Origin of the sequence: Chitinophaga tropicalis, assembly GCF_009758205.1 — a bacterium.
GTDB classification, from domain to species: Bacteria; Bacteroidota; Bacteroidia; order Chitinophagales; family Chitinophagaceae; genus Chitinophaga; species Chitinophaga tropicalis.
Window position 1 is genome coordinate 623,111 of the sequence record NZ_WRXN01000002.1, and the last position, 14,490, is coordinate 637,600.

Consider the following 14,490-nt stretch of genomic DNA (forward strand, 5'->3'; position numbering starts at 1 on the left):
CATTTTATTCAATTTTAACCCTAAAAATTGAATTTTAACTTTTTTGTCCGCTTCCTGGGATAAAAGCGGATTTACGTGTGTATTTAATAGCAACGACCAATGGAAAAACAGCAGAAAGACTACAGTCAATATACCAAAATCGATTTTTTCACGGACGATCTGTTCATCAGTTATGTACTGCATCCGGATGAAGAGAATATGGCCTATTGGGAATTGATAGGAAAGAACTTCCCGGGGATAGTCCCGGAAATGGAAGAAGCACGTCATTGGATACTGGCGCTTAACGGGCAGTCTGCCTACAGGCCTTCAGCAGGTAAACCGGAATTATGGCAGAAGATCGCTGCAGAGATCCAAGCGCATGACCGGCGTCAGCTAAGGTATATCAGGCCTATAAAGCGGGCAGCCAGGTGGATAGGCAGTGCAGCAGCCATCTTTATACTGGGTTGGATGCTACATGAGTATTCGCAGCAGGGAGAGAAGGAACACTATGCCGGTTATGGCGCACAGCAGGAGATAGTGTTACCTGATGAATCTGTTGTGACGCTCAATGGCAACTCAACTATCCGCTATGCGCGCACCTGGAAGTCTGATAAGCCGCGTGAGATCTGGCTTCAGGGGGAAGCCTACTTCACGGTCAAACATGTTGCGTTGAAGAACAGGCTGCAACAATCGGACTCCTTCCGTGTGCATGTACAGGACCTGGACATTACAGTACTGGGTACGAGGTTCAATGTAAGGAACAGGCGCACTACAACGGAGATATCTCTTGTGGAGGGCAGCCTGAGAATCAACCAGACAGCTACCGGAGCCTTATTAAAGGTGCTGAAACCGGGGGACGCATTTATTTATGACAGCACCAGCCATGAGCTGAAGAGCCTGGAGAGAAAGGCCGTAGCCAACAAAGCGTGGACAAACAATGAAATAGACCTGGACGGTTATACGCTGGAAGATATCCTTCATATACTGGAAGATACTTACGGGTACGAGATCACCCTGCAGGCTCCTGAACTGGCACAAAAAAGACTTAGCGGGACAATACCGGCGCATAATGCCGAAGACATTCTTTTTGTGCTGAAAAAAGTATTTAATCTGAGGATCAATCAAAAATCTAATCATTTAACTATCAGTCCAAACCAATACCCATGAACAGAACAAGGTTAATTGTCATGTGTTTCCTGTGCGCACTGTTTCCTCTGGCCGTTTCCGGTCAACAGAAAATGTCTTTAAAAAAGGCGCTGGATGAGGTGAGACAAGTATATGGGACAAAATTTTCTTACGAAGAGCATCTTCTTGATAACGTATATGTGAATGTAAAAACGCCCATGGACAAGAAAGAGTCTGTGGAGAAAGTATTAAAGGAATTATTATATGCACGTGGATACCTGTTCCTGTATGTGCAGGAGAACTATTATACTGTCATTAAGGACAACCGCAAGGAAGCAGTACCTGTGCCGGATATTGCGACGGAGAATATTCCCGCCCCCAATTATGTGCAGACTATTACGGGTATAGTAACAGATGCTGATGGGCGGCCGCTGATAGGCGCTACGGTGATACCGGAGGGCTATGCTATCCGGCATGGAGTTACTACCAGCAGTGATGGCAGGTATACACTGAGGCTGGAGCAGGCTACAGGGGCGCTGGTGTTCAGTTTTGTGGGTATGAGTCCGCAGAAAGTACCACTGGAGGGAAGGAGTACGATCAATGTGAGGATGCAAAGTGATGTTCGCCAGTTGCAGCAGGTGAATGTGATATCTACGGGTTACCAGGTATTACCTAAGGAAAGATCTACAGGTGCGGCTGAGCTGATCACTGCAAAGCAGATAAAGGAGGTGCCTGCGCCTAACATGATGGAGAGGCTGGAAGGGCTTGTTCCGGGTGTGCGTTTTGACGTGAGGAATAACACAATCAGCATTAGGGGAAAGAATACCCTTAGTGTAACCGATGGCAGTTCTCCGCTGATCGTTATAGATGGTTTTCCGGCAGTAGAACAAAAGCTGACCGAAAGGCTGAACGACAATGCTTCTTCCGGCGCTATATTAAGCCGTTATAACCCGGAAGACATAGAATCCATCACGGTACTGAAAGATGCCGCCGCCACTTCGATATGGGGTGCTAAAGCAGCCAATGGTGTTATTGTTATTACTACCAAGAAAGGGGTGAAGAATTCATCAAAAATAAATTTCAGCAGTAATCTCAGTGTTTCTGCTCCGGCCAATATGGGCCACCTGGACAGGATGAGCAGTGCAGATTATATAGACCTGGAAAGGGAAATGAAAGATCTAGGTTATTTTTCTGATCCGTATTACTGGGATAACAGCTGGATGACGTTTAACCAGAACAAGCCTGTGAGTGAAGCGCTTGAATGGATGTTCAAGGTTGACAGGGGGCAGGCGACAGCAGCGCAACGGGATTCGGCATTATCAGCGCTGGGTAAGCTGGATAACCGTAAGCAGATACGTGACCTGTTGTTACAGCATGCTATCACGCAGCAATACAACCTGTCTTTTTCCGGCGGAGGCCAGAACAGCACTTATTATGTATCTACCAACTATTCCAAAGACATTCCTGTATTCAGAAATAACAAGGGTGAGAATTACTTTGTTACTGCCAATCTTACCAACGATCTGTTCAATAACAGGGTAACGGTTACTACCGGTATAAATTACAATTTTGCCAACAGTGCGTCTAACCAGGCGGCGCTGAATGCTATTGGCAGCAGCCGGTTGGGGCTTCGTCCATACGAAATGCTGCAGGATGCGGCAGGCCATCCTATTGCCCGTTCTATTGATTACCGTGATGAGGTAGCGGCTGATTTCCTGAGCAAGGGTTATCTGCCCTGGACATACAGTCCGCTGCAGGAGCTGAACTATGGTAATAGCAATACGAAGGAGAACCGTTTCCGTTTCAATGCAGCTATCAATACTAAAGTTACCAACTGGCTGAATGTAGATCTTTCCGGTTCCCTGCAACGTAACACAGGGGAAGAGATCATTCTGAATGAAACGAATAGTTATGATACCAGGACTATGCTCAATACAGCTACTACTGTTGGCACTAATGGCCGGTTGGTGTATGGTATTCCTTTTGGCGGCAAAATGCAGACATCCAACAGCACTGCTACCAGCTATTCTTTACGTGGGCAGGTAAACTTAAATAAATCTTTTGGAAGCATCTTCAATCTAAACGCCCTGGCGGGTACAGAGATCAGGCAGGAGAAAGGGAGCCGTTACGAGCAGACGCGTTATGGTTTCAATGAAGAGACCTATACTTCTGCTGCGTGGAACCCTACGACATCGTATCAAACCGTGCAGGGATGGAGCTCCTCTTTGGGGTATTCTGATGGCGCTATCAGGAATGCTATCAGCAGAGCGCTATCCTATTATGGTAATGCAGCCTTATCCATATTTGGCAACCGTTATACTGTTTCCGGCAGCATGCGCTTTGATGATTTTACACTGGTAGGCGCTTCCCGGTCGCAAAGGGCAAAACCATTATGGAGTGCAGGTGCGAAATGGGATATCAAATCTGAGGATTTCATGCAGCACGTGAACTGGCTGGATGCTTTGAACCTTCGCCTGACTTATGGTACGGGAGGCTCTATTCCAACCAGCGCCAGTAAAAGTGCTGTAATGAGCATATATGCTCCTAACTCTGTTACCATGGAGCCATACGGGGATATTGTACGTCCGGCTAACGATAAGATTAGCTGGGAACTGACGAGGAGCTGGAACCTTGGTGTTGACTTTGCGTTGCTGAACAACCGCCTGGGTATAGGTGCGGACGTGTATGGGAAGAAAACAACTGATATCTTATGGCAATTCCCTATCAATACAACCTATGGATGGAGCTCGCTGCAATATAATGCTGCCAGTATGAAAGGTCATGGATATGAGTTCAGTATCAGGGGAGAAATTGTACGTAGTAAAAACTTTGGATGGACTTCCGTATTCAATCTTTCTTACAATACCAATGAAGTGACAGACAGCCGTTTTACAAAGAATGAGAATGCTGTCCTGGTAGTGAATGGCGGCTCTTATATAGCTGGTATGCCTACTGACTATATGTATGCTTACCGTTGGGCGGGGCTGGATGATAAAGGCCGTTCGCAGATATATGATAAAGAAGGTAAGATCATTAATGCAGATGCAGGCAATAACCAGATTAAAACAGAGGACCTGGTATATGAAGGTCGTACAACTCCTCCTTTTTTCGGAGCGCTCCTCAACAATTTTAACTACAAGGCCTTTACTTTCGGGGTACGTATCACCTATGAAATGGGGCATGTTTTCCGTCGTCCTTCCATACAGAACTATCCTGACTGGAATGGCGTTTACCAGGGAATGGTAGGTACGCAGAAGGACCTTGCACTCCGTTGGCGGAAACCCGGTGATGAAGCAATTACCAATGTGCCAGGTCTTGAGAATGTGTCTACCAACAATCTTAACCGTTATAAATGGTCTGATCTGCTGACTGAAAGCGGAAGTCATGTACGTCTGCAACAGATATCAATGGGCTACCAGATACCATCCCGCATGCTGTCCGGTCTGTTCCTGAAATCAGGTAGTATCAGCCTTTCTGCGAGGAACCTGGGCATCATCTGGAGAAAGAATAAATCCGGTGTAGATCCTAACTATATAGTTACAAACAACTATAGCAATCTGCCACCGGCAAAAGCTTATTTCCTGAGTGTAAATGCGTCCTTTTAATGTCTGCTAAAATCTGAATCAATGATCTCAAAATATATTAAAATATCACTGATCCTGCTGCTTGCTGCAGGAACGTCATGCCGTAAATATGTGGAAGTTGAACAGTACAGTGAGCGTACGTTAAAATATACTTCAGACTACCAGTATCTTTTAAATAACACCGGTACATTTGAAAAAGATCCGGGTAACCTGCTTTTATCTGCAGATGATATTAACCTGGACCAGAACCCCAATTTGCACAACCTGCTGACCAATGAGCTGGGGAATATCTACACCTGGGCGGCCGATTACTATACAGCTGATCAGAGTGATGCAGACTGGAATTTCCTGTATGACCAGATCTACAACTGTAATGTGATCATTGCGGGTGTGATGGGAAGCCAGAATGGAACAGATGCAGAGAAGAAAAAAGTATATGCGGAGGCACAGGCACAAAGGGCATATGCTTACCTGACATTGATGAATATCTATGCGCCGGTGTATAATGAAGCCAGTGCAGCTAAAGACCTGGGCGTGCCCATGCTGCTTACACCGGACCTTTTTGCCAACCTGACAAGACCATCTGTGCAGGCGGTATATGACCAGATCATCAAAGATCTTACAGAAGCAATACCGGTTTTACCTGATCAGCCGAGTAACAACATACATCCGGCAAAAGCTGCCGCTTATGCCACGCTGGCGCGTACTTACCTGTATATGCAGCGTTACAGCGAGGCGTCAGAAAATGCGTTGCATTCACTGGAGTACCAGAGCACATTGCTTGACCTGGCAGTTTATGCTGCTAATCCGGCCAGTTATCCCAGGCGTTTCCTGAACCCGGAGGTTATACTTGCCAAACAAAGTTTGCCAACAAGCGGGTATCTGAGCCTTCCGTTGAGTGACAAGCTGCTGGGAAAATTTACTGCAACGGACCTGAGGTATACGCTCTATATGCGTGCGGGCACCTCTTTCTCACCATCTTATACAGGACGAGGTTCTTACCGTCACCGTCTTTTTTCCGGAGATAATATCACTATGGGCATATCTGTAGGGGAAATGATGCTCACCGCTGCAGAAGGGCTGGCCAGGGCGAATGATATAACTGCTGCTATGGAATGGGTGAACAAGCTGAGGCAAAAGCGTTTCAAAGCTGCGGATTATGTGGCGCTGAGCGCCGCTACAGCGGAGGAAGCTACACGTGTTGTGCTGGATGAAAGAAGGAGAGAGTTGTTTGGAATGGGAATACGTTGGTATGACCAGCGCAGGCTTAGTAAGGACCCGGTATTTGCCGAATCGGACAGCCGTACTTTCAAGGGAACTACCTATACACTGTCAGGTAACCGCTATGTTTATCCTATCTGTCCGAAAAACATAGTGATGAACCCGGAGATAAAACAAAATGAGAGATAATAATTAACAGTCTTTCAGTCTGCCTGCGGCGGACTGAAAGACCATCTAATGATCAATACCACGAGATATGTACAAAAGATCCAGTTGGTTGGGATTATGCCTGTTATTAAGCGTGTCGGCTGTGCATGCACAGAAATATGAGCAATACAGGAATGCAGATCCGGCAGCGCTTATAAAGAGAAAAGACATCAGCGAAGATGAGCTGGAGTCTATACAACGCTATTACCAGTTCCAGGTGAAAGACGCTAAACGTGCGGCAACACTGGAGCAGCTGCTGATACAGAAAAATCCAAAAGGCAGTTTTGCCCGGTTCAGTGCATTTCAGCGTATTTCGGGGGCGAAGGACAATAATGAGGTTATAGAACGCTCGGAAAAGTTCCTGAAAGAATTTCCATATGAGGAATGGCAGAAGGGCGAAAGAAAGCAGGGTTTTATTTATTACAACACTCATCGTTCTCTGGGTGCTGCCTATTTTGAAACAAAGCAGTTTAACAAGTTCCTTGCTATGCTTTCACCACTGGATTATAAAACGGAGAATGAGGTATACCGGTGGAATATCTTCAGGGCTTATACTTTTAAAACCCTGGGCAGGGATACATTATACAATATATCTTCTCCGCTGATAAAGGAGCTGATCGCAAAATCGGGCGACAGGTCTTATGAGGAAGAGGGGGTGTTTAACCAGGAGCAGGCAAAGGAAAATGCAAGAGAGCAGCTGGACAACCAGCTTGCCGTACACATCTCCCTGCTGAATGACCTGCAGAAATATGCGGAGGCTAAGGAGTATTTCAAAAACCTGTCTGAGAAGGGGAGATATGCTACTGCTGATCTCAACAATGTTCATCTGAACATACTGGAAAAGCTGGGGCAGGAAAAGGAGATACTACCCATACTGGAAATGTGTGTAAAGGCCAATGCCATGACGCCTGTGATGTTTGATAAGCTGAAGGCTATTTACCAGTCAAAGAACAAGGATATGAGCGGGTATGACACATACCTGGCTTCCCTGCGTTCTTCTGAGGAGCAGCAGGCGCTGAGGGAGTATGTGAAAGAGCATCTGGTGAACCAGGAATATAAGCCTTTTGCTATAGAGAATGCAAGCGGAGAGCTTGTAAGGTCCAGCGAGTGGGGAGAGAAGATCGTTGTGCTGGATTTCTGGGCTACCTGGTGCAAGCCTTGTATCAGTGCGTTCCCCGGCATGCAGATGATCACGGATAAATATGCCAATGACCCGGCGGTGGCTATCTACCTGGTGGGTACTATGCAGACGGGTGACTACAAGCAGAAATCGACCGGTTTTATTAAGCAGGAAGGTTATCGTTTCAACCTGCTGCATGATGGTATTAATAAAGAAACAGGCGGGCAGGACGCGGTGTTCAAAACATTTGTGCCTTTCTTTCAGTCGTCCGCCATTCCACGGAAGGTCATCCTGAAAGACGGTTTAATGAGGTACACTTCTGAAGGTTACTCCGGCAGTCCCAGTAAACTGGCCGATGAGCTTTCCTATGCAATAGAACTTTTAAAAGCTGAAAAGTAAAGTATGTCAGGAATAAGATATTCTGCGGTGATAGCCGCCTGTATAGGCATGTCCTTCAGTGCACGTGCGCAGGTGAATCCAAACGAGAAGCTGGCGCAGGCGCTGAAAGCCATACAGGAAAATTATGTGGACACGATGGAAGACGAGAGGCTGACTGATGCTGCCATCAGAGGGATGATGAAGGAACTTGACCCTCACTCACGTTACTTCAGCCGTGAAGAGTCTGCCGGGATGCGGCAGGCTATGAGCGGGAGCTTTGTGGGGATAGGCGTACAGTTCATATTACAGCATGACAGCCTTTATGTAACGCAGGTGATTGCCGGGGGGCCGGCTGAGAAAGCGGGGTTGCTGGCGGGTGACCGTATCCTCACTATTGACAATGAACCTGTGACCAGCATACCGGAAGGGAACTATGGTATCATGAAAAAGATCAGGGGGCAGAAAGGTACTACTGTTTCTCTTGCCATTCAGCGGAAGCTGATAGCGGGAGTCATTAACAAAGAGATTGAGCGGGGTACTATTCCTGATAAATCAGTGAAGGCTGCTTATATGGTGAACAGTCATACCGGTTATATTTCCCTGAGCATTTTCAACCTGACCACCAGGACAGAAATGGACAAGGCTATCCAGGACCTGAAGAAACAGGGAATGGAAGACCTGATACTGGACCTTCAGGGAAATGGCGGTGGGCTGGTACAGTCTGCCATTGGGGTAGCAGATGAATTTCTGCAGAAGGACCAGCTGGTATTTTACAGCGTAGGTAAGGATAAAGGCAAGGACTACTATTACTCCGGTGGGTTCGGCAATTTTATGACAGGTAAGCTGGTAGTGCTTATTGACCAGAATACCGCTTCTGCCAGTGAGATACTTACCGGCGCCTTGCAGGACTGGGACCGTGCGGTAGTGGTAGGCAGGAGGAGCTTTGGCAAGGGACTGATGCAACGACCAGTGAATCTCTTTGATGGTTCAGTGCTGGAGCTTACAGGTGCACGTTATTATACTCCTTCCGGAAGGTCTATCCAGAAGCCTTATAAGGGAGCAAATTACGAGGATAATGTGCATACCCGACTGGCCAGCGGGGAGCTGACAGATGCCAATGTTATTCACTTTCCTGATTCCCTGAAGTATACTACGCTGGTAAGCAAACGTACGGTTTACGGCGGGGGAGGGATCATGCCGGACAAATATGTTCCGATAGATACCACGGAATACGCCGGCTGGCTGCAAAGAGTTACCGGCGGCGGACTGGTGAACAAGGTTACGTTCGATTATATGGACAGCAACCGCACTATGCTGTTGCAGCAATACAAGGATTTCAATTCCTTCAACAAGCAGTTCACTGTTCCTGACAACCTGGTAAAGGAAATCGTTACTACTGCCGAGAAATCAGGTCTTATGCTGCAACCCGGCAGTAAAGACAGAACGCTGAGCCTGCTCACCCTTGATATAAAAGGGCAGATAGCGGGTCAGCTCTTTGCCAGCAATGATTATTACCTGCAGGTAATGAACAGTGATAATGACAGCTATCGTACCGCTCTGCAGATACTGGAAAACCCGGCGCAATATGCCGGTTATTTAAAATCTGATGCAGGTGTTAAAAAGAAATGATATGAATATAAAGAACATTATAGCATTTACAGTTGCATGCGCACCGTTGATGGGATATGCGCAGGGTTCCTATACCATAAAGGGAAAAGTAGGTAAGCTGGATAAGCCTGCGAAGGCGTTCCTCTATTATAAAGTAAAGGGGAAAGACTTCCTGGATTCTGCTGATGTCAGGAAAGGCCAGTTTGTTTTCAGGGGGCAATCCGGCGGTATCAGAGAGGCGAACATCCTTGTTAAGCACAGTGATACCCCCGATAACCCGGTGATGCGGCCTGTGCAGGATATACTTGCCCTTTTCATTGAGGACAGGACGATTGAGCTGGTGTCAAAAGATTCTGTCAAGCATGCCATTATCAAGGGTTCTCCTGCCAATGATGAAAATACTAAGGTTACCGCCATGCTAAAACCTTACTATGATAAATACCAGGTGCTGAATGATGAGTTTAAAGCGCAGCCACAGGAAAAGAAAGATGATTCTGCTTACCTGGCCAGCCTGGATACCAGAGCTAACGCTGTACAGGCAGAGATCATTGCTGTTAAGATGAAATATGTGAAGGCTAATCCGGGTAAGTATATGGCGCTTTTAGCGTTTAATTCAACGCTGCCTCCGGAGTTCAATGCGGTAGAAGCTGAGAAGAATTTCGGCCTGCTGGACAGCAGTGTCAGGAAGAGTGATTTTGGAGAGGAGGTGCTGGCTAAGATCCTGAAGGTGAAGAAAACGCAGGAAGGCGCTCTTGCACCTGATTTCACACAGAATGATGTGAATGGCAAGCCTGTTAAGTTATCTGATTTCAGGGGTAAATATGTGCTGCTGGATTTCTGGGCAAGCTGGTGCGGGCCCTGCCGCCGTGAAAACCCGAATGTTGTGAAAGCTTATAACGCTTATAAGGACAAGGGTTTTACTGTTCTTGGCGTATCTCTTGACAAACCGGCAGACCGGGAGAAATGGCTGGGAGCTATTGAAAAAGATGGTCTGACCTGGACGCAGGTTTCTGACCTGAAGGCATGGCAGAATGAGGCAGCCAAACTATACGATGTAAATGCAATTCCTATGAATTTCCTTATAGATCCGCAGGGCAGGATCATTGCTAAATACCTGCGCGGCGAAGAGCTTGATAACAAGCTGAAAACGCTGTTACAATAAGAGCGTAAAGAGTGATAAACCAACCCCGGGGACCGGTTAGCTATTTGCTGCCGGTTCCCTAAATTCAGCGTATCTTTGTAGCACTGTTTCCCCTCTAATACTTGCGTTATGATAAAGTTCAGTGCATTTAAAAAAGATCTTCACCCCGACACTACTATGGCTGATTATATCAGCAATTTGCCGGCAAGGTATAATAATTCAAAAGCCGAAAGGATAGTAGCTTACCTGCATCACCAGTTTGGCGGAGAGAACTGTAAGTCTCACCCGGAGCATGTTGTGGAGCTGAGGGTAGAATCGAGAATTGAGGAAGGAGATGTGGTATTGTATCAGCATACCAGTGCGTGTTGTGAGTCGTATAACCAGCGGATCAAGGATATGATAGGTAAGGCAAGGACATTATTTCCCTGATATCCGGGGTTTTAACTGCTCAAAAAGATGGCTTGCACCTCCGGTACAAGCCATCTTTTTGAGAGGGGCCTGCCGCCGGCTATAAAAGGCTTTTTTTGTAGTTTTTTTTGTATATTAACACAATAATAACCCTTATACTATGTCACGTTCGTACAAACCCTCTCACGAAGAAAATACATCCAGCCGGTCTATTGCAGATAATTTCACCCAAAATGGCATTCAACGTATGGCTATTGACCCTTTCAATGTTGCTCAAAGGGAAACGGGCCTGGAAGAGGAAGAGCTCAAAGCTCCTGCACAAACCAAATCAATAGTACAAAAGAAGGAAGAAAATAACACTGGTATGTCAGACCAGCTGAAATCGGGTGTTGAGCAGCTTTCCGGTATGGATATGTCTGATGTGAAGGTTCATTACAACTCTTCCCAGCCGGCCCAACTGAATGCGCTGGCATATGCACAGGGGACCGATATTCATGTAGCTCCGGGCCAGGAACGTCATGTACCTCATGAAGCATGGCATGTAGTGCAGCAGAAACAGGGGAGGGTGCAGGCTACTATGCAGATGAAAGAAGGAATTCCTGTGAACGACGATGTTTCACTGGAAAGGGAAGCTGATGTTATGGGTGCACAGGCACTGCTTTCAGGCCAGGCGTAGACCGTCAGGGTTTTTCCCTGTCGCCTATAAGCGGGAATACCAGGAAATACATAATCAGGATACCTACTACCAATCCTGCAGAGAATACCATTACAAGATCAGACAGAGGAATGGTATAACAGCTGTCAGGGTGCTCCGTTAACCCAAATGGAACTTCCCGGTTGAGGAACATTTCTATTCCCCCAAACAGTACACTCAGCAATACAAAGGCGATAAGCACTCCTAAGGATATTTTCCGCCATTTCCAGTCTGTTCCCTGCATGCGTATGTTATAGCTATAGAAAATGCCTGCCAGGAGCGCCAGTACCAGGAAGCAGAAAGTAACATACATAAAGAACCTGTCCCTTTCATAGTGGAGATTCCTCAGCTCACAGGGGTCGGTAAAAAGGTAGTCAAGTGTGGTTACTTCTTTATTTAGTTTCAGCTTAACACGGTCCCACCAGGATAAATGGATCTCCGGAGGAGGGAGCAGCCGTATGGTATCCAGAAAGGTAGTATCTATACTGATAAATTTAGCCGCCATTACATCCCACAATTCGGCATAACCATCATCTGCTCCCAGGGGCCAGATGGCAACACCTCCCAGGCCATTATTCAGTATATAATCATATTTCACATCGAGGGTAGAGGCATCATCAAACCATATTTCAGCTATTACGTCTCCTGTTTCGTTCTTTTCTTCCACAAAAGCTGCCACAGATTCTTCATCATACATCACAGATGTATCTGAGGGGAATTCTGCGCGGATCTCCCTGTAGGGCACTAATTTTTCAAACCTGTTCTTTATTCCTGTACTCCATTTTGAGCCGTTATAAGACAACAGTAATATGAATTTTTCCGGAGGTATCTGAAGGTTGAGATAACGGGACACTACTGGTTCTATTGCGTGTGCGGCATCTCCTTTCAGCGGCGCCATGGGCCGGCCGGGAGTGGTGAAGTCTATCAGGAAATGGGAGGCTATAGAATCCAGTGTGCGCAGATCATATGCCAGCTCAGCATCGTATGCGGGAATAGTGATCATTATATTACAGGGCTGCTCCATATTATGCCGGATATAATTGGAGAGCAGTAACACAAAGCGATTGAAGGAAGTGCGCTGATGTTTATGCAGTTTGCTGAACCAGATGTTCACTCCGTCTGCCTGATGTTGCTGTATGAGCGGCAATATGGAATCTATGTAGCGGAACTGCCGCTGTTCATCGCGTAACAGTTTATCTATGTTCTGAGCGTCCTGGTCGTATAAAGTGAACATGGCATTGCAACCGGCCTGCCTGGCAAATGGCAATGCTTTCAGTGTAGCAGGAGGAATAATGTCTCTTATTTTCCCGGTGCCTCCGTCTGCCGTGTAACCGTGAAAGTTAAAGGTGCTGAGTGCGGCCAGGTTATAATTAAGATAACGGTCTTCCATCCACCAGGGATGGATACCTATTACGTGCGCTTTATGCCCCAGGCTGAGTTTATATCTTCTTCCAGTAGTATCGTTGAGGCGTAGTGTATCTATTTTATCCGGCGACCTTCCATACAGCAAACGGATCTGCTTCAGTTTTTCCTGCATGATAGCAGCATTGTTATCTTCTTTCTCTTTTTGCTGCAGGATAGGAATGATCTTATTAACGAGAGATATAATATCTTTTTCTGTAATACCGGGTGAGGGGAGAACTGTAGTGTCGGATACATACAATGTATCTGTTCCCCTGTTTGTCAATATTTCATCTATTAATACTTTCAGTGAATCAAAATGCTGATTTTGCTGAAGGGACAATTCTTCATTCAGCTGTTGTATGTCTCTGGCGGTAGCAATAAGAGAGTCTGCCAGTACGCTTCTGATGATGGTGATAACGCGTTGCTGTTCTCTTGCCCGTGCATTTTTTCTGAACTGAAGAGCGGCAATGATGCGTTGCAGCAGTTTTACTTTTACTACGGTATCCTTTGGTTTGGGTTGCTGTTGTAATATGTTACCACCTGCGGCGGTAGTGAAAAGACTAAATAAGATAAAGAAAATAAACAGAGATTGGAGGGACCGTTTAAAACAACGCATAGGGGATAATTTACCGGAAGCTTAAAGCTACAATTAATAAATAAAAAAATAGGCAATAATTTATTTAAATAAAAATTTGAATAATTTTATTTAACTACTATCTTGTGCTCAATAAGATAATTAAGATCCCTAAACTAATACCCAATACTCAGACAGGATTTTACCTTATTAAACTCTAAGATGTCAGCCAGTCGTTAAAAGTATATCTGTTGACGACAACATTAAAAGCACAATTTTTATGAAACATTTACGACGTGAACTGCAGAGGTGATGCCCTGTAGTAAAAATGTTCACCCGGATGATTTACGAAACCCTTTCCTGTATCACTGAAGAGATCAATAAACACTTCAGCAGGCAATTGCATGTAAACGAAGAGAAAGTTGTGTTATCCGGACTGGTAAACCAGGATGGTAGCATTGCCATTCAGGGAGAGAACAAAGTGCTGGTTACGCTCATCAACATTGAGAAAGAGCCGATGAGCAAAGGCATTACGGGGCCCTCTTCAGGAGTGGTTTCAGCCAGGACGCAGCCACCTTTGTGTATCAACCTGTATGTGTTATTCTCTGCATACTTCAGCAGTAATAATTATCCCGAAGCGCTCAGGTTTATCTCTTTCATTATGGCTTATTTCCAGTCGCATAATGTATTGACGGCAGCCAGTACTCCGTCCCTGGACAGAAGAATAGATAAAGTGATCTTTGAGATGGAAAGCATGGGAGCAGAACGGCTGAATAACGTCTGGGCCACGCTGGGCGCCAAGTACATGCCATCTGTTGTGTATAAAATGCGAATGCTGACTTTCGACGATGCTATTATACGCGAGTACAGGCCCGTTGTATCAGGTATGAATACAGACAATAAGATACTGTCTTAATGATTTGTGTATAAAATGCGAATGCTGACTTTCGACGATGCTATTATACGCGAGTACAGGCCCGTTGTATCAGGTATGAATACAGACAATAAGATACTGTCTTAATGATTTGTGTATAAAATGCGAATGCT

The 14,490-nt window shown here is 45.9% G+C and carries 10 protein-coding genes; 9 read left to right on the forward strand and 1 reads right to left on the reverse strand.

Annotated features, from left to right (window positions below; genetic code table 11):
• Positions 1 to 99: 99 nt before the first annotated feature.
• The 8 genes from GO493_RS08090 to GO493_RS08125 all read left to right on the forward strand — a co-directional run bounded on the left by GO493_RS08090 (position 100) and on the right by GO493_RS08125 (position 11,447).
• Positions 100 to 1,146, forward strand: a complete 1,047-nt coding sequence (locus tag GO493_RS08090) for a FecR family protein (protein WP_157305627.1) — start codon at positions 100 to 102, stop codon at positions 1,144 to 1,146.
• Positions 1,143 to 4,709: a SusC/RagA family TonB-linked outer membrane protein gene (locus GO493_RS08095; protein WP_157305628.1), complete on the forward strand. Its 3,567-nt coding sequence runs from the start codon at positions 1,143 to 1,145 to the stop codon at positions 4,707 to 4,709. Before GO493_RS08090 ends, GO493_RS08095 begins: the two co-directional genes overlap by 4 nt.
• A 21-nt stretch (positions 4,710 to 4,730) precedes the next feature.
• The gene (locus GO493_RS08100) at positions 4,731 to 6,098 is read left to right on the forward strand and encodes a RagB/SusD family nutrient uptake outer membrane protein (RefSeq protein ID WP_157305629.1); all 1,368 of its coding nucleotides are present in this window, start codon (positions 4,731 to 4,733) and stop codon (positions 6,096 to 6,098) included.
• A 67-nt stretch (positions 6,099 to 6,165) separates the two neighbouring features.
• Entirely contained in the window at positions 6,166 to 7,635 is a 1,470-nt protein-coding gene (locus tag GO493_RS08105) for a TlpA family protein disulfide reductase (protein WP_157305630.1), read from the forward strand.
• A gap of 3 nt (positions 7,636 to 7,638) precedes the next feature.
• The gene (locus tag GO493_RS08110) at positions 7,639 to 9,243 is read left to right on the forward strand and encodes a S41 family peptidase (protein ID WP_157305631.1); all 1,605 of its coding nucleotides are present in this window, start codon (positions 7,639 to 7,641) and stop codon (positions 9,241 to 9,243) included.
• Between the two features lies 1 nt (position 9,244).
• Positions 9,245 to 10,384, forward strand: coding sequence for a TlpA disulfide reductase family protein (locus GO493_RS08115; RefSeq protein ID WP_232538789.1), 1,140 nt, complete (start codon positions 9,245 to 9,247; stop codon positions 10,382 to 10,384).
• Positions 10,385 to 10,492: 108 nt separating this feature from the next.
• Entirely contained in the window at positions 10,493 to 10,792 is a 300-nt protein-coding gene (locus GO493_RS08120) for a hypothetical protein (RefSeq protein WP_157305632.1), read from the forward strand.
• A gap of 139 nt (positions 10,793 to 10,931) precedes the next feature.
• Complete coding sequence (locus GO493_RS08125) at positions 10,932 to 11,447, forward strand: eCIS core domain-containing protein (RefSeq protein WP_157305633.1); 516 nt, start codon at positions 10,932 to 10,934, stop codon at positions 11,445 to 11,447.
• Between the two features lie 4 nt (positions 11,448 to 11,451).
• On the opposite strand, the gene GO493_RS08130 is transcribed toward GO493_RS08125, so the two are convergent.
• The gene (locus GO493_RS08130; protein WP_157305634.1) at positions 11,452 to 13,485 is read right to left on the reverse strand and encodes a glycosyl hydrolase family 18 protein; all 2,034 of its coding nucleotides are present in this window, start codon (positions 13,483 to 13,485) and stop codon (positions 11,452 to 11,454) included.
• A 298-nt stretch (positions 13,486 to 13,783) separates the two neighbouring features.
• On the opposite strand from GO493_RS08130, the gene GO493_RS08135 reads away from it, so the two are divergent.
• A complete protein-coding gene (locus tag GO493_RS08135) occupies positions 13,784 to 14,359 on the forward strand; it encodes a DUF4255 domain-containing protein (RefSeq protein WP_157305635.1) in 576 nt (191 codons plus the stop codon).
• The last annotated feature ends 131 nt before the right edge of the window (positions 14,360 to 14,490 follow it).

Excerpts from the sequence above, each read along its gene's own strand:
- GO493_RS08090 (WP_157305627.1), top strand. The coding sequence starts at position 100 with ATGGAAAAACAGCAGAAAGACTACAGTCAATATACCAAAATCGATTTT.
- GO493_RS08095 (WP_157305628.1), top strand. The coding sequence starts at position 1,143 with ATGAACAGAACAAGGTTAATTGTCATGTGTTTCCTGTGCGCACTGTTT.
- GO493_RS08100 (WP_157305629.1), top strand. The coding sequence starts at position 4,731 with ATGATCTCAAAATATATTAAAATATCACTGATCCTGCTGCTTGCTGCA.
- GO493_RS08105 (WP_157305630.1), top strand. The coding sequence starts at position 6,166 with ATGTACAAAAGATCCAGTTGGTTGGGATTATGCCTGTTATTAAGCGTG.
- GO493_RS08110 (WP_157305631.1), top strand. The coding sequence starts at position 7,639 with ATGTCAGGAATAAGATATTCTGCGGTGATAGCCGCCTGTATAGGCATG.
- GO493_RS08115 (WP_232538789.1), top strand. The coding sequence starts at position 9,245 with ATGAATATAAAGAACATTATAGCATTTACAGTTGCATGCGCACCGTTG.
- GO493_RS08120 (WP_157305632.1), top strand. The coding sequence starts at position 10,493 with ATGATAAAGTTCAGTGCATTTAAAAAAGATCTTCACCCCGACACTACT.
- GO493_RS08125 (WP_157305633.1), top strand. The coding sequence starts at position 10,932 with ATGTCACGTTCGTACAAACCCTCTCACGAAGAAAATACATCCAGCCGG.
- GO493_RS08130 (WP_157305634.1), bottom strand. The coding sequence starts at position 13,485 with ATGCGTTGTTTTAAACGGTCCCTCCAATCTCTGTTTATTTTCTTTATC.
- GO493_RS08135 (WP_157305635.1), top strand. The coding sequence starts at position 13,784 with ATGATTTACGAAACCCTTTCCTGTATCACTGAAGAGATCAATAAACAC.